Here is a 23,531-nt window from a genome sequence, read left to right on the forward strand (position 1 = left end):
TACATTAGTCTTTAAATAAATTACAAAAAAAAAGAAGAAGTGATCCCACTTCCTCTTTTATCTTGCTATATTATATCTTATTCAATCGAAAAAATATATGAATATAAAGGCTGTTTACCGTTATGAACTTCAATTTCTAAGTGATCAAAGCTCTCTTCGGCAAATTCGACTAATTTTGAAAGTTCTTCATCCGATACATCTTGACCATATAAGATTGTTAATATTTCAGAATCTTCATCAATCATATCTTGTAGTAATTTTTTTGCAGCCTCTAATTGATTGGCATCTGTAGTAACAATTTTACTTTCAAGGATTCCCATGAAATGATCTTTTGTTATTTCTACACCATCAATTTCAGTATCTCGAACCGCATAAGTTATTTGACCTGTTTTTACTGTCTTTAAAGCATCTTGCATTCCTGATTTATTTTCATCTAATGAACCTGTAGGATTAAATGCTAATAATGCTGACATTCCTTGAGGTACTGTTTTAGACGTTACAACTGCTACATTACATTCTGCAACAGATGCAGCTTGTTCGGCAGCCATCACAATATTTCCGTTGTTAGGAAGTACAATAACATTTTCTGCGTTGCATTGTTCAATCGCTTTTACAATGTCTTCTGTACTAGGATTCATTGTTTGACCGCCTTCAATTACAACAGTTGCCCCAATACTTTCAAATAATGCTTTAATCCCTGATCCCATAGCTACCGTAACGATACCAAATTCTTGTTTTTCAGCAGATTGTATAGACTCATTTTTAGAAGGAGATTCATTTGAAACCTCTTCATGTAGTAAGTTAGTATGTTGTTCGCGCATATTTTCAGCTTTTAGTTTTAAAAAGCTTCCAAATCGTTGACCTAAATTAAATACTTCCCCAGGGTACTCAGCGTGAATATGAACTTTTACAATTTCATCATCAGCAACTACTAATAAAGAATCACCCCATGAACTTAACTCTTTACGGAAAGTATCTATGTCAAAAGGATGTTTTTTTATTTTATCTTTTTCAAATCGCACCATAAATTCAGTACAGTATCCGTAAACAATGTCTTCAGTATTTAACATACTTTGTACATTACGATGTTCTGCTTCAACTAGTTCCTCAAGTGAAAGAGCCGCCTCAGCACCTTCTAGGGAAATTTCTTCACCTTTTAATGATGCTAAGAATCCTTCATAGACAAGTACTAAACCTTGACCTCCGCTATCGACTACACCAACTTGTTTTAACACAGGTAGTAAGTCTGGCGTACGGTTTAATGATGCATTTGCTTCAATAATTGTTTCCTCAAGAAAAGGAATAAATTCTTCATGTGTTTTTGCTATGACAACTGCTTTTTTTGCAGTTTCTCTTGCAACTGTTAAGATTGTTCCTTCAATAGGCTTCATAACAGCTTTATAAGCAGTTTCTACCCCTGCTTCTAACGCTAAAGCAAAATCAGTTGTTGAAATTGTTTCCTTTGTTTCAATTGATTTAGAAAAACCTCTAAATAATTGAGAAAGTATTACACCAGAATTACCACGCGCACCCATCAGTAAGCCTTTTGCAAAGCTTTGACCAACTTTCCCTACATGACTATTTGGTTTTTCTATTACTTCCTTTGATCCAGAAGTAATAGAAAGATTCATATTTGTTCCAGTATCACCATCTGGTACCGGGAATACATTTAATGAATCTACAAATTTTACATTTTTCGTTAAGTTATTTGCACCTTGAATCACCATATCTGCAAATAATTTACCGTCAATACGTTTTATCGACACAAATTCTCCTCCTTAATGCGTCTTTACAGGTTTGCTACTTTCACACCTTGAACAAAAATATTAACAGAGTCAACTGACAAGCCTAATGTTTGATCAAGAGTATACTTCACTTTATTTTGTACGTTATTAGCAACTTCAGAAATCTTCGTACCATAGCTTACAATTATGTACATATCGATATTAACGTCTTCGCCTACTTGGCGAACAATAACACCTTTTGTAAAGTTATCTTTTTTTAGGATTTCTGTAAGACCATCCTTAATTTGTTTCTTAGAAGCCATTCCAACAATACCGTAACAATCAACGGCAGCTCCACCAGCAATTGTAGCGATCACATCTGTACCAATCTCGATTGTTCCATATTGAGTTTTCATTTCTAATGACATAATTTGGTCCCCCTTATTGGATAATCCAAGTATAGTTAGTTATACTACTTACTTATTATTGTATACCTTTTTCCAAAATAATTCTATTGACTCACTACTATTATTAGCATTTCAATAATATTCATGGTTAATTATAGAAAATACAATTATTAATGAATTTCTTAGGAGGTCCCTCTTTAATATTTAGTATATCATACATTTCGATGTCAAGGTTTTTTTCTTGAACAACTTACCAATAACTGTTGCATTCGGCGAAGCGGTATGATAAATTATAGTAGTGTTTGAATGAAAATAATCATTGAAATGTTATTCCGTTTTTTGTTAGGAGGGAAATAGATGGCTCGTGTTTGTGTAATCACAGGAAGAAAGTCTCGTTCTGGTAACAGTCGCTCTCACGCTATGAATGCTTCAAAACGTACTTGGGGTGCTAACCTTCAAAAAGTTCGTATTTTAGTAAACGGTAAACCAAAGCGTGTTTACGTTTCAGCGAGAGCATTAAAATCAGGTAAAATTGAGCGCGTTTAATTTATTAACGTACTAAAAAGCATAGCAATCCGCTATGCTTTTTTACTTTTTTTATGACTCCTATTGCCTTTTAACCAAAAAACCTACTCCAACTAAGTTAAGCGTCTTTTTTAAATGTACTCAGCATGGCGCGAACAAGTCCGCCAAGAAATTTAGGTAATTTAATCGTATAAAATCTCATGCTTTCCCTCCTACAAGCTTTCTAGCATTTTTAAGGAAAAGATTAATCCTATTACATTCTACTTGCGTTGAGCGAAAACTATGACATGAAATTGTTAATCTTTGCTCCTTACTACTAATGCTATGCCTTCGCTAAATGAAATAGACCCTTCACTCTCCAGCAGTTCATTGCTTACACATAGGGATGATCCAATCTCTAATAAATGATTCGTTAGTGGATATTTAAACCCCTTTAAAGTTAAATTCTCTACTTTAGCACCTAATGAAAAAAAGGATACGTATTTAAATTGTTGTAGCTTACTAATATAATGGGTCCCTTCCTTAATGACATATATTTCGTTATATTCATCAACGATTTTTATTGGAATACCTGAATTCATAAATTTTATTAATAATGTAATACTGCCAAATTCATGATCTAAACGTTTTCCAGTAACACAGTGGACGAATATCTTTTCTGGTTTTTTTGTAATTGCCCATTGAATAGCAAGTTCTAAATCAGTTTCATCTTTCTCAGGAGGGTAAATAAAAACATTTGGGACAAGTCTTTTTATCTTTTCTAAATTTTCATCGCTTAATGAATCAAAATCACCGAATATTGCCTCTGGAATTAATCCTTCTTCTATTAAGTAATGAGATCCATTATCTACACCAATCAGCACTTGGTTTTCGACTTTTTGTGTAATTTCAGTTATTGTATTCGATTTCGGTCCTGCACCTACAATATGTATAATCAACTTTTTTCCACCTTTAAAAAAAATGCAATCGAATGTCGATTGCATTTTTTGTTTCATAATTAGATTTTCCATGCAATTTTAGATGATTACATTATCCTCTAATTTTCGCGATTGCTTCTTTTCTGTCTTCCTTATTATAAACTGCTGAACCGGCTACTAATACGGTAGCACCCGCTTCTATACAAAGTTTAGCCGTATGCTCGTCAACGCCACCGTCTATTTCGATTTCAACTGTTAAATTGCGTTCTTTAATTAAATTATCAACTTGTTTAATTTTCGGAACAACTGAATGAATAAATTTCTGTCCTCCAAAGCCTGGATTTACTGTCATTAAAAGGACCATGTCAACATCATCTATAATCTGTTCAATTGATGAAACTGGAGTCGCTGGATTAAGAACAACTCCTGCTTTAATACCAAATGATTTAATCGTTTGAATCGTGCGGTGCAAATGCGTACACGCTTCAACATGAACAGTAATAATGTCCGCTCCAGCTTTTACAAATTGTTCTATGTATTGATCAGGTTTTTCAATCATTAAATGTACATCAAGTGGGAGCTTCGTCACTGGTCTAATTGCTTCTACAATTAGTGGGCCAATTGTAATATTTGGAACAAAATGACCATCCATTACATCAACGTGAATATAATCTGCTCCTCCACGTTCTACATCTAAAATTTCTTCTCCAAGTTTAGCGAAATTCGCTGAAAGGATTGATGGTGCAATTTTAACCATGATTAATACCTCGGCTTTCTATCTCTTATTTCTTCTATGAATGATACATAATGATCATATCGTTTAGGAGAAATTTCCCCACTTTCAACCGCAGCTTTTACAGCGCATTTTGGTTCTTTTAAGTGGGTACAACCTCTAAATTTACAATCTTGACTTTTTTCACGCATTTCCACAAAACAATACGATAAATCTTCGGATTCGATTCCCATAAAGTCCAATGAACTAAAACCAGGAGTATCCGCAACTAGCCCTTGTCCAATTTTTATTAATTCAACATGTCTAGTTGTATGTTTTCCTCGTCCTAAATGAGAGGAAATAATACCTGTTTTTAAATCTAGCTCCGGATTAATCGCATTTAGTAAAGTTGACTTACCAACGCCAGATTGTCCTGCAAATACAGATATTTTATTTGACAAATGTGGAAGTACTTTTTCTAATCCTTCCTCAGTTTTTGAAGAAGTTAAACATACTTCATATCCAATTTGGCGATAATAAGAAACGTATTCATACACTAATTTTAATTGTGTTTCAGAACATAAATCGATCTTTGTAATAACAATTAACGGTTTAATTTCATTAAACTCAATTAATACAAGGAATCGATCTAATAATATTGGAGAAAAATCGGGCTCTACGGCTGAAAAAACTAATATTGCTTGATCAACATTTGCAACAGGAGGTCGAACAAGTTCATTCTTTCGCTCTTTAATTTCAAGTAGATAACCTTCTCCACTTTTTTCGATATGATATTCTACTTCGTCTCCAACTAAAGGTGTTATTTTCTTATTACGAAAATTTCCTCTACCACGACAAGCAACAACTGTCTCATCTGTTTCGACATAATAGAATCCACTCAATGCTTTTATGATTTTGCCTTCTGGCATATACTCACTCCTACAGCTCTTTAATTCGATGGATAAGGTACATCTCTTTCTGCAATAACTTGACCATCTTTAACAATTTTATAGGAAGCAGTTTGTCCAGGATCAATTGTCACTTCTACCGGTATAGTAGTTGTTTCGGTGATCGATTTTGAAATTGCAGGTTTTTCACCATTATTTTTTTTATCCCTAATAAATACCTCGATTAGCTGAGGTGCACTAGGATTTGTTGGGGTATATGGTACTTGTACATTAATTGTTACTTTTTTCGTCTTTTCTTTTTGTTTTCCAGAAGAAATAACAACATTTAATGTATCCCCTTCTTTTACTGCAACGTTAGCAGATGGAGATTGAGAAATAACATGATTTTCAGCAACTGTTCCAGAATCTTCTTTCGTTACATTAAGCTTTAAGTTATTGTCACCTGCATAGGTTTCAACATCTTTTCTAGACCATCCTTTTAAGTCACGAAGAGTGATCGTAGATGCCCCTTTACTAATCCATACATTTAAATCTGTTTCTGATGGAACGACTTCAGCTCCGACATTTGGAGATTGGTCGATTATTTCACCTTCTGATTCATCACTTTCGATAAAATGCGTTGTAACAGAACGATAATCGTCTTGTAATCTAGATTTTACTGTGTTGTATTGGAATCCTTTTAAGTCTTCCATCTCGTTACTTTTTCTACCTTTTGATTTATAAATCGTTATCGATGAATTTTCTTTAACAGTTTCCCCAATATTAGGAGAAGTTTTTACTACTTTACCTTCATCAACTTCATCATCAAAAATTTCTTTAGGATCGCTTATCTTTAAGCCTTTTGATGCAAGCAACGTAACCGCACTTTCGTATGTCATATCTTTAACATCTGGAATTTCTACGTCTTCAGGCAAAAATAACGCAGGAATCAAAGTTATCGCTAATAAACCACCAATTAAAAGTGCTATAAAAGTACCTATAATAAACTTTGCAAAAGAATTCTTCTTCTTCCGTTTTAGATTATCAGGTTCTTTTTTGACAGTTTCTTTTTTGACAGTTTCTTTTTTAATCGGTTCTTTTTCTTTAGTTGATTTTTTCTTTGTTGGTACGACAACAGTATCATCATTAGTTGATACAGGTATATCCTTTATGATCGGAATTACCTTCGTTTCATCATCATTTGTAGGAATCACAAAACGTTTTTCATTCAAACGATCACTATCTAAAGCAGTTTGTAAATCTAGCTTCATCTCATCTGCAGTATCATATCGATAAAAAATATCTTTGGCAGTAGCTTTTAAAACGATATTTTCAACGCTTTGTGGTATTTCTGGATTAAATTTTGTTGGTGGCGGAACTTCGCTTTGTAAATGTTTTAATGCGATTGCAACTGCACTCTCACCCGAAAATGGTAGTTTTCCAGTTAAAAGCTCAAACATTACAATTCCTAAAGAATAAATATCTGACTTTTTATTCGCAACTCCACCTCTTGCTTGTTCAGGTGAAAGGTAATGAACAGAACCAAGTACTGAATTTGTTTGTGTAATTGTTGCAGCTGTCGAAGCTGTTGCAATTCCAAAATCAGTTATTTTTACATTTCCTTCTTTATTGATTAAAATATTTTGCGGTTTTACATCTCTATGAACGATTTGAAAATGATGCGCATGAGCTAATGCTGATGCTAATTGTTCCATAATCCTCAATACTTCTTTTGGCTTTATTGGTGTATGATGCTGAATATACTCCTTTAAAGTCTCACCTTCAACGTATTCCATGACGATATACTGTAATCCATCTTCTTCCCCAACGTCATATGAGCTTACGATATTTGGATGAGATAGCGAAGTAACTGAATAGGCTTCACGTTGAAATCTTCTTAAGAAGTCAGGGTCGTTCGAAAAATCAGCTTTTAACATTTTTACAGCTACATCTCGATCTAATATCATATCACGGGCTAAATAAACGTTTGCCATACCGCCAACACCAATTAATTTTAAGATCTTATATCGGTCGTTTAGGCGTCTACCAATCATCACGCTCATCATCACCCTTTCTCTATATTTCTAGGCTCAAACTTAATAATGGCAAGCGTGATGTTATCTTCTCCACCAAAGTCATTTGCAAGTGAAATCAACTGGTTACCGAGAAGATCGATTGGTAGATTTTCATTTAATTTTTCATTAAAAAGTTCATTTGATATTTTATTAGATAAACCATCTGAACATAAAATGATTAAATCATCTTCTTCCCAAGTTAAAGTTTTAATATCAACATCAACTGTTTCCTCAGTACCAAGTGCTCGCGTAATAACATTTTTACGAGGATGAATTTCTGCATCCTCCATAGAAATTTGCCCAAATTTAACTAGTTCAGCTACAAAAGTATGATCTTCTGTTATTTGCTTAAACCCTTCATCATTCCTCAAATAACTTCTACTATCACCTATATGTGCAATCGTAAAAAATAAAGGAGTACAAATTATCGCTTCAAGGGTTGTCCCCATACCCTTGCACTCTTCATTTTGCTCTGAATGAACTAATAAGTTTGTATTTAATTGCGCTACAATATTTTTTAGCCATGATTCGGCTTCGATCGGTGTTTCAAAATTACTAGTATTTTTCCACTCTGCTTCAAGGAAATTGATGGCCATCATACTGGCAACCTCACCCGCTAAATGGCCACCCATTCCATCAGCAACTACAGCTAATACGATTCCAGAATCGTTCGTAAATATACCTACGCTATCTTCATTATGCTCTCGAACTTTCCCCGTATCAGTTTGAAAAAAAGTTTGCATTGTTTCACCTCGTCTCCTCTTTACGCTCCTTTGCACGCAACTGTCCACAAGCTGCATCTATATCATGGCCTTGTTCACGACGAATTGTAACATTAACTCCATTGTTTTTTAGTACTTTTTCAAATGCAAAAATTTGTTCCTTAGGAGTTCTTACGTAATCTCTTTCAGGTACATAGTTAACCGGAATTAAATTAACATGACATTTAACTCCTTTAAGTAACTTAGAAAGTTCTTCCGCATGCTCAACTTGGTCATTTTCACCACCGAATAATCCATATTCAAACGTTACACGTCTACCAGTCTTTTCAACATAGTAACGAACAGCGTCCATTAAATCCGGTAATTTGTATGCACGATTAATTGGCATTAATTTAGAACGTAACTCACTGTTAGGAGCATGTAATGAAATCGCGAAATTAATTTGAAGACCTTCATCTGCAAAGTTATAGATTTTTGGAATGATTCCACTTGTTGATACTGTAATATGTCTTGCACCTATGTTAAGGCCTTTTTCAGAATTAACAATTCTTAAGAAATCCATTAAACCATTATAGTTATCAAATGGTTCGCCTATACCCATAACTACGATTGAGCTTACTCGTTCTTCAACTTCATCAATAGCACGTTGTACTTCTAAAACTTGTGCAACGATTTCACCTGCTTCAAGATTTCGTTTTAAACCGCCAAGAGTCGATGCACAAAAAGTACATCCAATTCGACAACCTACTTGAGTCGTTACACATACAGAATTGCCATAATTATGTCTCATTAAAACAGTTTCAATCGAATATCCATCATGTAATTCAAATAAAAATTTCATAGTACCATCTGAAGAGGTTTGTTTAACTAATGTTTTTAATGTCGTTATTGTAAAATTCTCTTCAAGTAACATACGTAAATCTTTTGGAATATTTTGCATTTCTTCAAAGCTTTCAACTCGTTGTACGTATAGCCAATTATAAATTTGCTTAGCACGGAAAGCCTGCTGCTTTTGCGCCTTTAACCAATCCTCTATATCACTCACTTTTAACGAGTAAATTGAGGGTTTATGAGTTTTTTCTATTTTGACTGAATTTGTAGTATTTTCTAATTTCAACGTTACACCTTCTTCCTTAATCTTGCAATAAAAAATCCATCCGTTCCAAAATAATGTGGTAGTAGTTGTACATACCCTTTTTGAACCGATTTATTTTCATTTAATTTTTCCGGAACATGATCAATTAATGAGTGATCTAATTCATATTCATGATGCTCTTCTAAAAAAGCTTCGACCACATCAATATTTTCTTCATGTCCAACTGTACAAGTGCTATATACTAAAGTTCCACCTGGCTTAACTAACTTTGAAGCTTCGTCTAAAATAGACTTCTGAACTCTTTGTAAATTTGTTACATCAGTAGCATTCTTTTTTAATAAAATATCTGGTTTACGACGAATAACCCCTAAACCAGAACATGGAGCATCTACTAATACTTTGTCAAATAATCTTCCTTCAAACTCTTCAGGTGCTTTTCTTGCATCTAGAGCTTTCGTTTCTATATTATCTAACCCTAAACGATTAGCTTGTTCTTTAATTAACTTTACTTTATGCTTGTGTAAATCTAATGAAGTGACTGAACCAGTACCGCCTAACAACTCAGCAATATGTGTTGATTTCCCTCCAGGTGCCGCACAAGTATCTAATATATCTTCACCTTTTTCAACTCCAAGTGCTTGTGCAACTAACATCGAGCTTTCATCTTGAATTGAAAGGAAACCATCTTTAAATGCATTCGTATAAGCAACATTTCCTTTTTGGATTTCTATTGCAAATGGAGACAGTTTTCCTTCCTTGACCTGTACTCCTTCATCTTCAAGCATTTTAAGTACTTCTTCTCTTGTTGCTTTCATTGTATTTACTCTTGCAGTTTGAAACGGTGGAAGTATATTCTCTTCACAAATTTTTCTCGTTTCTTCTTCTCCGAATTCTTTTACCCATTGTTCAATTAACCAGTTTGGATGATTCGTTTCAATTGAAAGCTTTTCGATTGGGTCCTTTATTTCATCGATTGATCGTAAACCATTTCTTTGAATATTTCTTAAAACCCCATTTACTAAAGAAGCAATTCCTTTATGTCCTCGTTTTTTAGCAATATTAACAGCCTCATTTAAAACTGCGTGAGGTGGTATACGATCTAAAAAATGCAATTGATATAATGAAAGTTTTATTAATATATAAACCCATTCTTCTAATTTCTTCTGATTTTTAATGAATGGTTCTAAATAAAAATCTAATAATTGATCTCTTTGGATTGTACCATAGATTATTTCTGTTAATAGTCCTGAATCAGCAGAAGATAAGTCATTCTTTTGAATATAGTTATTTACTAACAAATTACTATACGATTGATTTTTATAAACTGAAAGAAGAGCCTCTAAGGCAATCTCTCGTACATTTTTACTCATGTTATTCTCCTAACTTCATTCCACGTTCAATAAACGAACCTGCACCATTAATGTATTGCTTTGCTTCCATTCGCTTTTTACCAGCAGGCTGTAAATCAGTAATTTTGATAGCAGTATGATTTCCTGTTGCCACTAATAATCCATCATTTAAAACATCAATTATTTCACCTGGTGTAGAATTTTGATTCGTATTTACTTTTTCACCCCACCAAACTTTTAAAACTTCTCCGTTTAATGTAGTATAAGCTACTGGCCAAGGGTGTAAACCTCTTACGTGATTATAAATCTCTTCACCAGTTTTTGACCAATTAATTTGTTCTTCTTCACGTTTAATATTTTTTGCAAAGCTTACTTTACTTTCATCTTGCTTCACTGCAGTAATTTCACCTTTTAATAACGGTGGGATTGTTTCTGAAAGTAAATTCGCACCCGCAATACTTAATTTATCGTGTAGCGTCCCAACGTGATCTTTTTCTTCAATTGGAACAACGACTTTGGCTAACATATCACCAGCATCTAACTTTTCAACCATATACATAATTGTTACACCAGTTTCACTCTTACCTTGAATGATCGAATAGTGTATTGGAGCTCCACCTCGTAATTCTGGTAACAATGATGCATGTACATTTATACAACCAAATTTAGGAGCTTCAAGAATATCTGTAGGAAGAATTTGTCCAAAAGCAGCAGTTACAATTAAATCTGGTTTCAAAGCCAACACTTTTTCCGTTTCTTCTGGAAGTCTAATTTTTTCAGGTTGTAAAACTGGGATATTATGTTTTAAAGCCTCTACTTTAACTGGAGGTGGAGTTAGCACTCTTTTTCGACCAACAGGGCGGTCTGGCTGAGTTACTACACCAACTACATCATATCCTTCTTCGATTAATCTTCTTAAAACAGGAACAGAAAAATCTGGCGTCCCCATAAAAACAATCTTTGTCATTTTTTTGCCTACCCTTCTAATTCACTTTCTTCATAGTATTTCGAGACTTTAGAAGTGAATAAAACTCCATTTAAATGATCAATTTCATGTAAAAGTGCACGAGCTAAAAATCCACGAGCTTCTATAATAAAATATTTTCCACGTTTATTTTGTGCTTTAATTTTCGCATAGCTAGGTCTTGTTACATCACCATATAAGTTAGGGAAACTTAAACAACCTTCAACATCAGTTTGCTCGCCTTTAGTTTCCATTACGATTGGATTAATTAAATCAATTCTTCCATTCTCATCTTCAACATCAACAACAGCTACTTGTTGCAGAATTCCAACTTGTGGGGCTGCTAAACCAACACCATCTGCTGCCAACATTGTCTCATACATATTATTTAAAAGTTTTACTAAATTTTTATCAAATGACGTCACTTTTTCACAAGGTGTTTCAAGTACTTCATTTGGAAATTCTACTATTTTTAATAAAGCCAATTTCACAACTCCTATCTTGATTGTTCGTTTTCATTTAATTTCTATAGAAAGACCTTCGTTTTATGTTTGTCTTGTCTAACCAGTTACACCCACTTTTCGGAATGTCTAGTTCAAGGCGTTAGCCCCTCGAGGTGTCGGGGCTGAGCAAACGCCTTCCGCTTTTCGTTTTGTCTAGTTCCGGCTCCTAGCCCCTCGAGGTCATAAGACAAAGTCCAATTAAGGTAAAAACCAACCTTAATCGGCCTTTGTCTTATGCTTGTCGGGTCTAACCAGTCGCCTCCACTTTTCGTTACATAAACATAGTAGGTTGAAAGTCGATTGTTAATTGTAGTTTACCTTTGTCCGTTTCGTCTTGGTAGTATTGTTGGATTCGGTTTAGTACGTCGTAGAGTGCAGGTTCAGATTTGTATTTTATCACACATTGATAACGGAAATGGTCTTTTATTTTTGCGATTGGTGATGCTACTGGTCCGAGTACAATTGATCCTTCTGATAAGTACTCTCTTAAATAGCCTGCAATTTGTTCACTTACTTTTACTGTTTTTATCAAATCACTATGTGCTATTGATATTAAAACTAAATAATAAAAAGGTGGGTAGCGAAATGAGCGTCTTATTTTCATTTCTTCTTCATAAAACGCAACATAGTCCTGTGTTTTAGCTAATTCAATACTATAATGCTCTGGTGAATATGTTTGTATGACTACTTCACCTGGTTTTTCATGACGACCAGCTCTTCCACTTACTTGTGTTAATAAGCTAAATGTTCGCTCACTTGCTCTGAAATCTGGTAAATGAAGTGAACTATCTGCTGCTAAAACACCAACCAATGTAACATTTGGAAAATCAAGTCCTTTTGCAATCATCTGTGTACCTAGTAATATATCAGCCTCACCGTTACCAAATTGCTTAAGCATTTTTTCGTGGGCACCTTTACGACTAGTCGTATCATTATCCATCCTAATTACTCGTGCTTCTGGATACGTTTTTGTAATAGCTTCCTCTACCTTTTGCGTCCCAGTTCCAAAAAAGCGAATATGTTCACTCTGGCACGATGGGCATTGTTTTGGCATATAGGTTTCATAGCCGCAATAATGACATTTTAGATGATGGTTATGTTTATGATATGTTAAGGAAACCTCGCAATGGGGGCACTGAATTGTGTAACCACAATCTCTACACATTACAAATGAAGAATAGCCTCGACGGTTTAAAAATAAGATGATTTGTTCCTTCTTCTCTAATCGATCAATTATTTTTTCATGTAAAGCTGTAGAAAACATCGTACGATTTCCGATTCTTAGCTGTTCTCTCATATCGACTATTTCCACTTCAGGTAATGGGCCTTGATTAACCCTTTTGGACATTGTATTTAGCTCGTAAACACCTTTACCAGCTCTTGCAAATGATTCTAGAGTAGGAGTTGCACTTCCTAAAACGATAGGACAATGATGATATTCTCCTCTCCAAATTGCTATATCTCTTGCATGATATCTTGGATGTTCATCTTGTTTATAGGTTGTCTCGTGTTCTTCATCAATGATGATCATTCCAATGTTTTCAAATGGTGCAAATATAGCTGAACGGGCTCCCACTACTACCTTAACTTCTTTTCTTTGAATCTTTCTCCATTCATCATATTTCTCACCAATAGACAAACCACTATGGAGAACTGCAACATCATTTCCAAATCTACTTTTAAAACGACCTACTATCTGTGGGGTAAGTGAAATTTCTGGTACTAATACGATTGCTTCTTTACCTTCAGATAGGACCTCTTGAATGGTTTGCAAATAAACTTCTGTCTTTCCACTTCCTGTTACTCCATGTAAAAGATGAATCTTATTCTTTCTTTCATGAAATGAAGAAACGATTTGCTCAAATGCAATCTGTTGTTCTTCTATTAATGGTAAAGGCTTAGATCGTTCTATTTCCCTACCTTCATAAGGATCCCGATAAACTTCAACTGTTTTAATTGAAATTACCTCGTTTTTCTCCAATGTCTTTATAGGTGAATCTGTGATTCCAAGACATTCTTTTAACTCCTTCACACTTGTTTGACCGTTCATACGTAAGTATTCAATAATGTCTTTTTGTTGTGGAGATGAGATCGTAGGTAATTCTTCATCTAATACTTTTAATAGAGAAACTACACGTTCTGTTTTTTTATTTGCTTTATTTTTCACTTCATATTCAATTTCAAGCAGTCCTTCTTTTATAGCTCGTTGAACTAATGAAATTTTACTAACAAGACTTTCTATTTCAGTCCATTCTCTTCTTTTCACGATCGAAAATAGATTTGCTAATTCCGGAACTAATTGATCTAAAGCTTCTTCAGATGTAACTTGAACATGTTTTTTATAAACAGCTTTAATAGCTGTCGGAAGCATTGCTTGATATGCAGAAATGAAAAAACAAAGTGTTTTTTGGGATAAATAAGAACCTAAAAGAAGAAGTTCTTCTGTTAAAACTGGCATGACATCAAGAACTTCTTCAATTTCTTTAACCTTCTCTAAATTAGTTGTTTCTTTTATAGACAATACAAAACCTTGAACTTTCCTTGGCCCAAATGGCACTATTACACGCATTCCAGGTTGTATTGCTTCTTGCCACCTAGTTGGTACTTTATAATCAAAAGGACGATCTGTTTGTCTGACTGATACATCAACTAAAACTGATGCGTATGTCATCTTTCTACCTCATTTAATAAGTGATGAACTTCAAGTAGTATTTCTTCTGCTACTTCTTTTTTACTCATTTTAGGAAGTGGCTTCACTTCACCATTCCGCTTAAAAATGGTTACAATATTCGTATCAGATCCAAAACCAGCCCCTGTTTTCGTCACATCATTTGCAACAATCATATCTGCATTTTTCTTTAAAAGTTTACTTTTTGCATACTCATCTACTTGATCAGTTTCTGCAGCAAACCCTACTAAAATTTGATGTGTTTTATGTTGACCTAAAGTTAGAAGAATATCTTTCGTACGCTTAAAAGCAATTGAAAGATCACCATCAGCTTTTTTCACTTTTGAATCATAAGTAATTGAAGGTGTGTAATCAGCAACCGCTGCTGTTTTTATGACAACATCCGCTTCATTATAATAAGACCAAATCGCTTCAAACATTTGCTCCGCAGACTCAGTTTGGATCAATTTACAGCCTTCAGGTGGCGTTAAATTGGTTGGTCCAGAAACGAGGATTACGTCTGCACCTAAAGAGACTGCAACTTCTGCAATACTATAGCCCATCTTACCCGTTGAATGATTTGAAACAAAGCGAACTGGATCAATTTTTTCAACTGTTGGACCGGCAGAAATGATAATTTTTTTACCTTTTAATAAACCAACTTCTCTTTGGAAATGTTCATTCACGAATTGAACAATTTCTTCAGGCTCTGCTAATCTACCTTTTCCTACATAGCCACATGCTAAATACCCTTCATTTGGCTCAATAAATCGATGACCAATCTCTTTCAATATGTTCATATTCTTTTGAACAATCGGATGGTTATACATATTAACATTCATAGCTGGTGCGATCCAAACTGGTTTTGTTGCAGCTAGTAATGTTGCCTGAATCATTTCATCTCCAAGACCATTTGCTAATTTTCCAATTGTATTAGCAGTCGCTGGAGCAACGATTATTAAATCAGGCCAATCACCTAAATTGATATGTGCAATTTTTGCACTATCTTTTTCATCAAAAGTATCTATATAAACATCATTTCTTGATAAAGCTTGAAACGTTAAAGGTGTCACAAATTTTGTAGCGGATAAGCTCATCATTACTTTAACGTCATATCCTGCTTGTACTAGTTTACTTGTAAGTGCTGCTGCTTTATAGACTGCAATTCCACCTGAAACACATAGGAGAATCTTTTTTTGTTCCACTCACCTTCACCCTTTCAAATTTTATTCTTTCTATGTAATATGTCAAAAAATAGGTCTTTTGGATGTTCTATGTCTAAGATACCACAAATATGTTTGAAATAAATGTTATAGGATTTTTCTAAAAAAACTCACAATATTCCTAATCGTATAACTCAGATGCCTAGTTGCACTTATCCCTTTTTCTTAAATCAGCGCTTTTCGTTTATAAAACTGCTCGTCGCCATTTTATCACAAAAATAAGACTGCCCCCATTTCTAATCACCACGAAACTTTTAGGAGAGGTGTTAAACACCACGTTGTCCTTTTTAGTCATATGGAAAATTAGCAAATGTTTTGGGACAGCCTCATCACACAGTTAAATATTAATCTCCTTTAACTTCTTCAAGTTTTCTATAAGATAATAAGCCAGCATTAATTTCTTCTAATGCTTTTCCTACAAATTTATCAGATACCGGTTTTTCAACACGAGTATCTTTATTTACTTGCATTTCGCGAGCACGCTTTGAAGCAACTGTTACTAGCGTATATTTTGAGTCTAATTTTGTTAATAAACGGTCAATCGAAGGATATAACATAGTTTATTCGGCCTCCATCATTCTTTTATAATAATTTGCAACTCGTTCACGTTTTAAATGTTCACTTAAAATAATTGCTTTAATACGGTCACAAGCTAAATCAACTTGATCATTTTCAACTACATAATCGTAAGCATCCATCATTTCTATTTCTTCTTTTGCTGCATTCATACGATTCATAATCACATCTTCAGTTTCTGTACCTCTTGTTACAATTCTATTTTGTAATTCTCTCATACTCGGAGGGGCTAAGAAAATAAAAATCCCTTCAGAAAAAGCTTTTTTTACTTGCAGGGCACCTTGAACTTCAATTTCTAGGAAAATGTCTTTTCCTTCGCTTAATGTTTTTTCAACATAATCAATTGGTGTTCCATAGTAATTACCTACAAACTCTGCCCACTCAAGAAACTTATTTTCATTTATTTTCTGTTTGAAATCTTCTTTTGATGTAAAGAAATAATCTACTCCATGTACTTCACCTTCACGAGGATTTCTTGTCGTCATCGAAATACTATATTGCAGATCTAAGTCCTTATTATCAAAAATAGCTTTACGCACCGTACCTTTACCTACTCCTGATGGACCAGAAAGTACGATTAATAAGCCTCTTTCATGCCTCATTTATGACCCTACCCTTCTAATTCTAGACAGTTTTATTTATTAAAGGTCAATCTATTGTTACATCTGCGTGTTTAGAGTCAATTAATCAAAAATTAATTAGTCTTCTATTTCACATTGTTACCGGACCTTTGCAACTATAAACAAATCTTTTACATTATTCAATATTTTGAACTTGCTCTCTAATTTTTTCAAGATTATTTTTAATTTCAACAACTTGTTTAGAAATATCTAATGAATTTGCTTTAGAACCAATCGTATTCACTTCTCGATTCATTTCTTGTACGATGAAATCTAGTTTCCGCCCAATCGATTCCTTTATTTGTAAAGTTTCATTAAACAATTCTAAATGACTAGTTAGTCGAACTAATTCTTCAGATATGTCACATCGATCTGCAAAGAGCATAATTTCTGTTAATAATCTTTGCTCATCAACGGCTGTTAATTCAACTTCCGCTAATTTAGATTGAAGCTTTTCACGATATGATTTCAAAACAAGAGGAGAATGCACTGTAATCTGTTTTTTACATTCTTCAATTGCTGTTAATCTCTCTAATAAATCTTTTTTAAGTTGTCCACCTTCTTTGCACTTAACATCAAAAAATTGCTGACATGCATTTTCAGTAGTCGTTAATAATAATTCTTCAAAATTATCATTGATTTGTTCTACTTCACTTACTGTAGTAACTTCAGGTAGCTTTAATAAATCGATTGGATTATAAGAAGATTTATTTTGCTCTTCACCTGATAGATTTTCAATCGCTTTTTTATATTGTTGAATTAAGCCTTCATCTATTTGTAATGTACGTTGTAATAAGCCCTCAATTGTAACAAAAACCTCAACTCGACCTCGACTAGTATACTCAGCTACAATTTTCTTAATTGCATCTTCATATGCTAATAATTGCCTCGGCATTCGAACGATTGTCTCTAAGTATCGATGATTCACTGCTTTCATTTCAATATGTATTTTGTACTGTTCATTTGACAAAATGGCTTTACCATACCCTGTCATACTTACGACCATTGTTCCACTTCCAATACACTAATTTTCTCTCTAATTTATTTCCAAATTTTATTCAATATGTAAAAGAGAAAAGGTAATAGAGCATACCTCTACTACCTTAAGGAATTATAACATATTTTAAATTGGTTATCCATTTTGTTCGCAAATTATTTTTTCTTTGTAAATAATGCTCCTGCAAGCATAAAAGTTGGAATTGATGAAAGACCTCCAATTAAGAACCAATCTCTAGGTACGATCGGAATCGTTTTGAAAATAGGTTGTAATGGTGGGTAGTAAATAACAACAAGCATTAATAACATTGAAACGATAACAGCACCAATTAAATATAAATTTCCAAATACATTTCGATGAAAAATGGATCGTTCACTTCTACAATCAAATACATGAATTAATTGAGCTAAAACTAATGTGGAGAATGCTACTGTTTGTGCGTATTCAAGTTGATTCGGATGCTGATTATAGGAAATAATGAATGCTAATAGTGTGACAAATCCAATTAAAAATCCTCTTGAAATAATTTTCCATCCTAAACCTCTTGCAAATATCCCTTCTGATAATGAACGAGGACTTCTTTTCATTACATCATCTTCAGCTGAATCAACACCTAATGCCATTGCAGGTAAGCCATCAGTCACTAGATTTACCCATAGAATTTGTACTGGAACAAGTGGTAAAGGTAGCGCTAATAACATCGCAAACAACATAACTAAAATTTCACCTACATTTGAAGCTAATAAATAACGGATAAATTTACGAATATTACTATAAATATTACGTCCTTCTTTAATTGCAGACTTGATCGTAGCAAAATTATCATCCAGTAAAACTAATGCTGAAGCTTCCTTTGCTACATCTGTACCTGTAATCCCCATTGAAATTCCAATATCCGATGCTTTAATTGCTGGTGCATCATTTACGCCATCACCAGTCATTGCTACAATATGTCCATTCGCTTGTAGTGCTTTAACAATTTTTAATTTATGTTCAGGTGAAACTCGGGCAAATACAGCAGCATCTTCAACAAATTCCTGAATCTGCTCTACAGAAAGTGCATCTAATTCTTTTCCTTCAACTACTCTACCGTTATCTCTTAAGATTCCTAGTTTTCTAGCAATACTAGAAGCAGTTAACTTATGATCCCCAGTAATCATAATCGTCCTAATACCAGCTTCTTTACATTCTTGAACAGCTTGTGCAACTTCTGCTCTTGGTGGGTCAATCATCCCTTGTAAACCAATAAATGTTAAATTGCTTTCGAGATCCCTTTCATCTAAGATCGAATTTGGATTTAAAGGTTTAAAAGCAATCGCAATCGTACGAAGTGCATTATTTGCATAAGTTTCAATTGTACTTTCCACTGCATTTTGTCTAAACGTGTTTAATTGTTCTTCTCTTTCATGCCATAAAATTGAATTACATTTTGAAAGTAAGACGTCTGGTGCACCCTTCGTAATTACAAACTGTTCACCTGAACGATTTTTCACAACGACCGACATCATTTTCCGTGTACTATCAAAAGGAAGCTCATGTATTCTAGTAAAATTAGAATTTACGTATTCTCGGTTGATCCCAGCTTTATAACCCGCAACAACAATCGCACCTTCAGTAGGATCACCATCTAGTACGATTTCTTTTTTCTTTTGAATTAATTGTGCATCACTACATATAGAACCGAATACAAGTGTTTGAAATAATTGTTTATTTAATGTTGGATTAATGGTTCTCTCTTTATTCGTAAATTCTCCATCGATTGCATATCCATTTCCTGTTACTTCAAAACTAGACCCACCCGACCAAATATTTGTAACTGTCATTTTATTTTCCGTCATAGTCCCTGTTTTATCTGAACAAATGACTGAAGCACATCCTAATGTTTCAACCGCTTGAAGCTTTCGAACGATTGCTTTCTTTTTAATCATTCGTTGCACACCCAGTGATAAAGCAACCGTTACAATTGCTGGCAAGCCTTCAGGAATCGCAGCAACTGCAAGTGACACACCCGCTAAAAACATATGATATAATTCATTTCCTTGATATACACCGATAAATACAACTAAAGCTGTTAAAAATAATGCAAGAATAATTAATATTTTACCTAATTGTTCTAATCGTCTTTGTAAAGGTGTAACAATGGTTTCTGTATTTTGAAGTAAATTCGCAATTTGCCCCATTGCTGTTTTCATTCCTGTGGAAACAACAACTCCTTTACCATTTCCACGCGTAACGAGTGTTCCCATAAAGCCCATATTATCTTGATCACCAATACCAATATCATCGGCCTGAATTGATTCAAATCTTTTTTGAACCGGAACAGATTCACCTGTTAGCGCTGATTCTTCTATGTATAAACTTGATGCTTCGATTATGCGAATATCAGCACCAATCCGATCGCCACTTGAAAACTTAATAATATCCCCAACAACTAAATCTCTTGAAGGGAGCTTAACAAACTGCCCGTCACGTAAAACATTTACTTGTGGAGCAGCCAATTCTTTCAAAGCTTCTAATGATCTCTCTGCCTTAGCTTCTTGAAAATATCCTAAAATCCCGTTAATTAATACAATTGCCATAATCGCAACTGCATCTACTACTTCCTTTAAAAAGATTGATATAATCGTTGCGCCTAATAGAACAAATACCATAAAATCATTAAACTGATTTAAAAATAAAACGAGTTTGGAAGTTTTCTCTGATTCCTTTAATTCATTTGCCCCAAAAGTTGCTCGCCTTTGCTTTACCTCCTCATCAGTTAAACCGGAGGAAACATTTGTATTCGTTACTTGCACGACTTCTTCCGCTCTCATCCGATAAAAATTCATACCCGCGTTCACCCCTAATTAAACATTAGGTAAGTTGTCCCCCTTACCTCTCATAAAAGCATATTCAGACTCGTCCAAATAAATGATATAATGATGAAAATAAATCTAACTTTTAACCAACTAGAACTCTGACAAGACCAATCAAGATATTGTATGATTAAATTCTATGAAAAATTTCTGATTGTTTATTTAATGGATATGTCCTAGTTTATGAATTATGTTGGGACTAAATAAATTGAGTGTAGTTCGAGAAGAAATCAGGAAATACGTTTGTATGGACTTTTACATTTTTTAATTTAATATCTTTCCCGTTCCATATAATTTGATTTTCAGTAATTCGTCCATTCCAGAGTAAAAACAACGTTCTTTTTTCATGGTTATTAAGTCACTTAAGTTACTTTGAATCCCCATCATTTTATTGAACTTATAATTGAATTAGAATTGAATACAATTAGAGAAGTGATTGGAACGGAAGGGTGCTCGACTCCTATGGGAAATGCGGAAAGCCTGAGACCCCGCACAGAACGAGGAGGCTCAGGTTCCGCCCCATGGAAAGCGAGCATCCTGCAGTGGAAATCAACGTCCTTATTCTAATTGATATTTGGTCAAATTTAATAACCTCATCATTTTATTTATAATGATTAAAAATTATAATAATAAAAAAATAGTGTTTTAAAGAGTAGGACGTGATACATATGTCTTTTGACGGACTTTTTACAGGAGCTATGACAAACGAAGTAGCTCTACTAACAACTGGAAGAATATCAAAAATTGTACAACCAAGTAACTATGAAGTACTACTTACCGTGAGAGCAAATGGTGCCAATTACAAACTATTATTAAGTGCTCACCCTAGTTACGCAAGATTCCATTTTACAAATCAAAACTACGATACCCCATCAGAACCATCAATGTTTACAATGCTTTTAAGAAAACATTTAAACGGTGGGTTCATTGAAAGCATTACACAATTAGAACACGAGCGAATCGTTAACATTAAAGTTCGTAGTAGAAATGAAATTGGTGATGAACAATACCGAACATTGATCATCGAATTAATGGGTAGACATAGTAATATCATTTTAATTGATGAAGAAAGACAAATAATCTTAGACAGTATTAAGCATGTACCGATGGCAGTGAATCGTCATCGAATTGTACAACCCGGTGCAACTTATATTTCTCCTCCAAATCAAGAAAAACATGATCCATTTCAAGTTATTTCTGTAGAGGAGTTTAATCAAATTATAAACCAAGGTGAGGTGTCACCATCCGAAGCAATTGTTCAGCAGTTCTCCGGAATCTCTCCATTACTCGCAAATGAAATTGTCTATAATGGAAAAGAAGATGTATATAATTCGTTTAAAACAATCATGAATGAAATACAATTAAAAAAGTTTACTCCTTCACTTTTCCGCTTAGAATCAAGAGAAATGTTTTATTTCATAAACTTATCTCACTTACAAGCCGAACAAACTGTTTTCGCTAGCTTAAGTGAACTTTTAGATGTTTATTACTTTGGTAAAGCAGAACGTGACCGTGTAAAACAACAAAGCGGAGATTTAGAAAAACTGTTACAAAATGAACTTACAAAAAACAAGAAAAAAATTAAAAAATTACACAAAAGTCTTGAAGATACTGATAAAGCAGATAAAATTCAGTTACAAGGCGAATTGCTTACTGCAAATATGTTTGCACTACAAAAAGGTATGAAAGAAATTGAAGTAATTAATTACTATGACGAAAATGGTGCCACAATGGTCATACCGTTATCACCATTAAAAACACCTTCTGAAAATGCACAAGCTTATTTCACAAAATATACTAAGCTTAAAAATTCGGTAGCACATATTAAAGAACAAATTAAATTAACGATAGAAGAAAATGATTATTTAGAGACAGTTATTCAACAAATCGAGTCTGCTTCCCCACGTGATTTAGAAGAAATTAGAGAAGAACTAGTGGAAACGGGTTATATAAGAAAGAAAAAATCGAAAAAAGCCCAAAAGTCAAACAAACAAAAAGTTACATTAGATGAATACATCTCTACTACTGGTGAACAATTATTAGTCGGTAAAAATAATAAACAAAATGATTATCTAACCAATAAACTTGCGAGCAGGGACGAGCTTTGGTTTCATACAAAAGATATCCCGGGCTCCCATGTTGTCATTCGTGCTAAGGATCCTAGTGAAAATGCAATTAAAGAAGCAGCTATTATCGCTGCATATTTTAGTAAAGCGCGTCAATCAAGCTCGGTCCCAGTCGATTACACAGAAATTCGCCATGTTAAAAAACCAAATGGTTCCAAACCAGGTTTTGTCATTTACGAACAAAACAATACGGTGTATGTAACACCTGATGAAGAACTTGTTTTAAAATTGAAGAAATAAAAAAATGGTGCCTATAAAAATGGCACCATTTTTTTCATGACCTACTGTGCAAACCTATTTACTTTTTCATTTCAACTTTTTCATTTTTACTACTTACTATTGATCCTAAAAATAATACAAGTCCTACGCAAAATCCAAAAATTAAATTCAAGAAAATCTCATCTTCTCTTATATATTTAATGATTAAATAAGCAGCAAAAAATAGCATCGTAATGACGCCGAAATACTTTAATACATCCCTTACTTTTACCATCTAAATACAATCTCCCCTCTCTTATAGATAAAAGTTTTCAAAAGATTGACTTTAACAACTATTCGATCATAAACAATATTAGACCTGTATTT

At 33.8% G+C, this 23,531-nt stretch carries 21 protein-coding genes; 2 read left to right on the forward strand and 19 right to left on the reverse strand.

All coding sequences use genetic code 11. The annotated features are described in order from the left end of the window. Positions 1–77: 77 nt before the first annotated feature. Positions 78–1,766 (reverse strand): DAK2 domain-containing protein, encoded by a 1,689-nt coding sequence (locus AN960_RS10940; protein WP_056470927.1) that lies wholly within the window; start codon positions 1,764–1,766, stop codon positions 78–80. A gap of 23 nt (positions 1,767–1,789) precedes the next feature. Further along, positions 1,790–2,152 carry an Asp23/Gls24 family envelope stress response protein gene (locus AN960_RS10945; protein WP_025568946.1) on the reverse strand — a complete coding sequence of 121 codons (363 nt, stop codon included), beginning with the start codon at positions 2,150–2,152 and terminating at the stop codon, positions 1,790–1,792. A gap of 336 nt (positions 2,153–2,488) precedes the next feature. On the opposite strand from AN960_RS10945, the gene rpmB reads away from it, so the two are divergent. Then, a complete protein-coding gene (gene rpmB / locus AN960_RS10950) occupies positions 2,489–2,677 on the forward strand; it encodes a 50S ribosomal protein L28 (protein ID WP_025568947.1) in 189 nt (62 codons plus the stop codon). Positions 2,678–2,774: 97 nt separating this feature from the next. On the opposite strand, the gene spoVM is transcribed toward rpmB, so the two are convergent. From spoVM to AN960_RS11030, 16 genes are all read right to left on the reverse strand, one after another. Continuing rightward, positions 2,775–2,858 carry a stage V sporulation protein SpoVM gene (gene spoVM, locus AN960_RS10955; protein WP_056470930.1) on the reverse strand — a complete coding sequence of 28 codons (84 nt, stop codon included), beginning with the start codon at positions 2,856–2,858 and terminating at the stop codon, positions 2,775–2,777. 94 nt (positions 2,859–2,952) lie between these two features. Beyond that, on the reverse strand, positions 2,953–3,594 hold the full coding sequence (locus AN960_RS10960) for a thiamine diphosphokinase (protein WP_056471183.1): 642 nt from the start codon (positions 3,592–3,594) through the stop codon (positions 2,953–2,955). Positions 3,595–3,685: 91 nt separating this feature from the next. After that, entirely contained in the window at positions 3,686–4,330 is a 645-nt protein-coding gene (rpe, locus tag AN960_RS10965) for a ribulose-phosphate 3-epimerase (protein WP_056470931.1), read from the reverse strand. Between the two features lie 2 nt (positions 4,331–4,332). Further along, complete coding sequence (gene rsgA, locus AN960_RS10970) at positions 4,333–5,214, reverse strand: ribosome small subunit-dependent GTPase A (RefSeq protein ID WP_056470934.1); 882 nt, start codon at positions 5,212–5,214, stop codon at positions 4,333–4,335. 20 nt (positions 5,215–5,234) lie between these two features. Beyond that, positions 5,235–7,229 carry a Stk1 family PASTA domain-containing Ser/Thr kinase gene (gene pknB / locus AN960_RS10975; RefSeq protein ID WP_056471186.1) on the reverse strand — a complete coding sequence of 665 codons (1,995 nt, stop codon included), beginning with the start codon at positions 7,227–7,229 and terminating at the stop codon, positions 5,235–5,237. Positions 7,230–7,237: 8 nt separating this feature from the next. Beyond that, positions 7,238–7,990, reverse strand: a complete 753-nt coding sequence (locus AN960_RS10980) for a Stp1/IreP family PP2C-type Ser/Thr phosphatase (protein ID WP_056470937.1) — start codon at positions 7,988–7,990, stop codon at positions 7,238–7,240. A 4-nt stretch (positions 7,991–7,994) separates the two neighbouring features. Then, entirely contained in the window at positions 7,995–9,086 is a 1,092-nt protein-coding gene (gene rlmN, locus AN960_RS10985) for a dual-specificity RNA methyltransferase RlmN (RefSeq protein ID WP_172795408.1), read from the reverse strand. Positions 9,087–9,088: 2 nt separating this feature from the next. Beyond that, positions 9,089–10,435: a 16S rRNA (cytosine(967)-C(5))-methyltransferase RsmB gene (gene rsmB / locus AN960_RS10990; protein ID WP_056470940.1), complete on the reverse strand. Its 1,347-nt coding sequence runs from the start codon at positions 10,433–10,435 to the stop codon at positions 9,089–9,091. 1 nt (position 10,436) lies between these two features. Further along, positions 10,437–11,381: a methionyl-tRNA formyltransferase gene (fmt, locus tag AN960_RS10995; RefSeq protein ID WP_056470943.1), complete on the reverse strand. Its 945-nt coding sequence runs from the start codon at positions 11,379–11,381 to the stop codon at positions 10,437–10,439. An 8-nt stretch (positions 11,382–11,389) separates the two neighbouring features. Beyond that, the gene (gene def, locus AN960_RS11000) at positions 11,390–11,863 is read right to left on the reverse strand and encodes a peptide deformylase (protein WP_056470946.1); all 474 of its coding nucleotides are present in this window, start codon (positions 11,861–11,863) and stop codon (positions 11,390–11,392) included. A gap of 289 nt (positions 11,864–12,152) precedes the next feature. Then, positions 12,153–14,552: a primosomal protein N' gene (priA, locus tag AN960_RS11005; RefSeq protein WP_056470947.1), complete on the reverse strand. Its 2,400-nt coding sequence runs from the start codon at positions 14,550–14,552 to the stop codon at positions 12,153–12,155. Continuing rightward, on the reverse strand, positions 14,549–15,754 hold the full coding sequence (gene coaBC / locus AN960_RS11010) for a bifunctional phosphopantothenoylcysteine decarboxylase/phosphopantothenate--cysteine ligase CoaBC (protein WP_056470951.1): 1,206 nt from the start codon (positions 15,752–15,754) through the stop codon (positions 14,549–14,551). Before coaBC ends, priA begins: the two co-directional genes overlap by 4 nt. A gap of 362 nt (positions 15,755–16,116) precedes the next feature. After that, the gene (gene rpoZ / locus AN960_RS11015; protein ID WP_056470954.1) at positions 16,117–16,329 is read right to left on the reverse strand and encodes a DNA-directed RNA polymerase subunit omega; all 213 of its coding nucleotides are present in this window, start codon (positions 16,327–16,329) and stop codon (positions 16,117–16,119) included. A gap of 3 nt (positions 16,330–16,332) precedes the next feature. After that, the gene (gene gmk / locus AN960_RS11020; protein WP_056470957.1) at positions 16,333–16,950 is read right to left on the reverse strand and encodes a guanylate kinase; all 618 of its coding nucleotides are present in this window, start codon (positions 16,948–16,950) and stop codon (positions 16,333–16,335) included. 154 nt (positions 16,951–17,104) lie between these two features. After that, positions 17,105–17,974 (reverse strand): YicC/YloC family endoribonuclease, encoded by an 870-nt coding sequence (locus AN960_RS11025; protein ID WP_056470960.1) that lies wholly within the window; start codon positions 17,972–17,974, stop codon positions 17,105–17,107. Positions 17,975–18,120: 146 nt separating this feature from the next. After that, positions 18,121–20,793 (reverse strand): calcium-translocating P-type ATPase, SERCA-type, encoded by a 2,673-nt coding sequence (locus AN960_RS11030; protein ID WP_056470963.1) that lies wholly within the window; start codon positions 20,791–20,793, stop codon positions 18,121–18,123. A 695-nt stretch (positions 20,794–21,488) separates the two neighbouring features. On the opposite strand from AN960_RS11030, the gene AN960_RS11035 reads away from it, so the two are divergent. Next, a complete protein-coding gene (locus tag AN960_RS11035; RefSeq protein WP_056470965.1) occupies positions 21,489–23,186 on the forward strand; it encodes an Rqc2 family fibronectin-binding protein in 1,698 nt (565 codons plus the stop codon). Positions 23,187–23,244: 58 nt separating this feature from the next. Here AN960_RS11035 and AN960_RS11040 read toward each other — a convergent pair whose 3' ends face one another. Beyond that, positions 23,245–23,439 (reverse strand): hypothetical protein, encoded by a 195-nt coding sequence (locus AN960_RS11040; protein ID WP_056470967.1) that lies wholly within the window; start codon positions 23,437–23,439, stop codon positions 23,245–23,247. Between the last annotated feature and the right edge of the window lie 92 nt (positions 23,440–23,531).

Origin of the sequence: Bacillus sp. FJAT-25509, from assembly GCF_001420605.1 — a bacterium.
GTDB lineage: Bacteria > Bacillota > Bacilli > Bacillales > Bacillaceae_G > Gottfriedia.

Coding starts and splice junctions, on each gene's coding strand:
- AN960_RS10945 (WP_025568946.1), bottom strand. CDS start 2,152: ATGTCATTAGAAATGAAAACTCAATATGGAACAATCGAGATTGGTACA.
- rpmB (WP_025568947.1), top strand. CDS start 2,489: ATGGCTCGTGTTTGTGTAATCACAGGAAGAAAGTCTCGTTCTGGTAAC.
- spoVM (WP_056470930.1), bottom strand. CDS start 2,858: ATGAGATTTTATACGATTAAATTACCTAAATTTCTTGGCGGACTTGTT.
- rpe (WP_056470931.1), bottom strand. CDS start 4,330: ATGGTTAAAATTGCACCATCAATCCTTTCAGCGAATTTCGCTAAACTT.
- rsgA (WP_056470934.1), bottom strand. CDS start 5,214: ATGCCAGAAGGCAAAATCATAAAAGCATTGAGTGGATTCTATTATGTC.
- AN960_RS10980 (WP_056470937.1), bottom strand. CDS start 7,990: ATGCAAACTTTTTTTCAAACTGATACGGGGAAAGTTCGAGAGCATAAT.
- rsmB (WP_056470940.1), bottom strand. CDS start 10,435: ATGAGTAAAAATGTACGAGAGATTGCCTTAGAGGCTCTTCTTTCAGTT.
- fmt (WP_056470943.1), bottom strand. CDS start 11,381: ATGACAAAGATTGTTTTTATGGGGACGCCAGATTTTTCTGTTCCTGTT.
- priA (WP_056470947.1), bottom strand. CDS start 14,552: ATGACATACGCATCAGTTTTAGTTGATGTATCAGTCAGACAAACAGAT.
- rpoZ (WP_056470954.1), bottom strand. CDS start 16,329: ATGTTATATCCTTCGATTGACCGTTTATTAACAAAATTAGACTCAAAA.
- gmk (WP_056470957.1), bottom strand. CDS start 16,950: ATGAGGCATGAAAGAGGCTTATTAATCGTACTTTCTGGTCCATCAGGA.
- AN960_RS11025 (WP_056470960.1), bottom strand. CDS start 17,974: ATGGTCGTAAGTATGACAGGGTATGGTAAAGCCATTTTGTCAAATGAA.
- AN960_RS11030 (WP_056470963.1), bottom strand. CDS start 20,793: ATGAATTTTTATCGGATGAGAGCGGAAGAAGTCGTGCAAGTAACGAAT.
- AN960_RS11035 (WP_056470965.1), top strand. CDS start 21,489: ATGTCTTTTGACGGACTTTTTACAGGAGCTATGACAAACGAAGTAGCT.
- AN960_RS11040 (WP_056470967.1), bottom strand. CDS start 23,439: ATGGTAAAAGTAAGGGATGTATTAAAGTATTTCGGCGTCATTACGATG.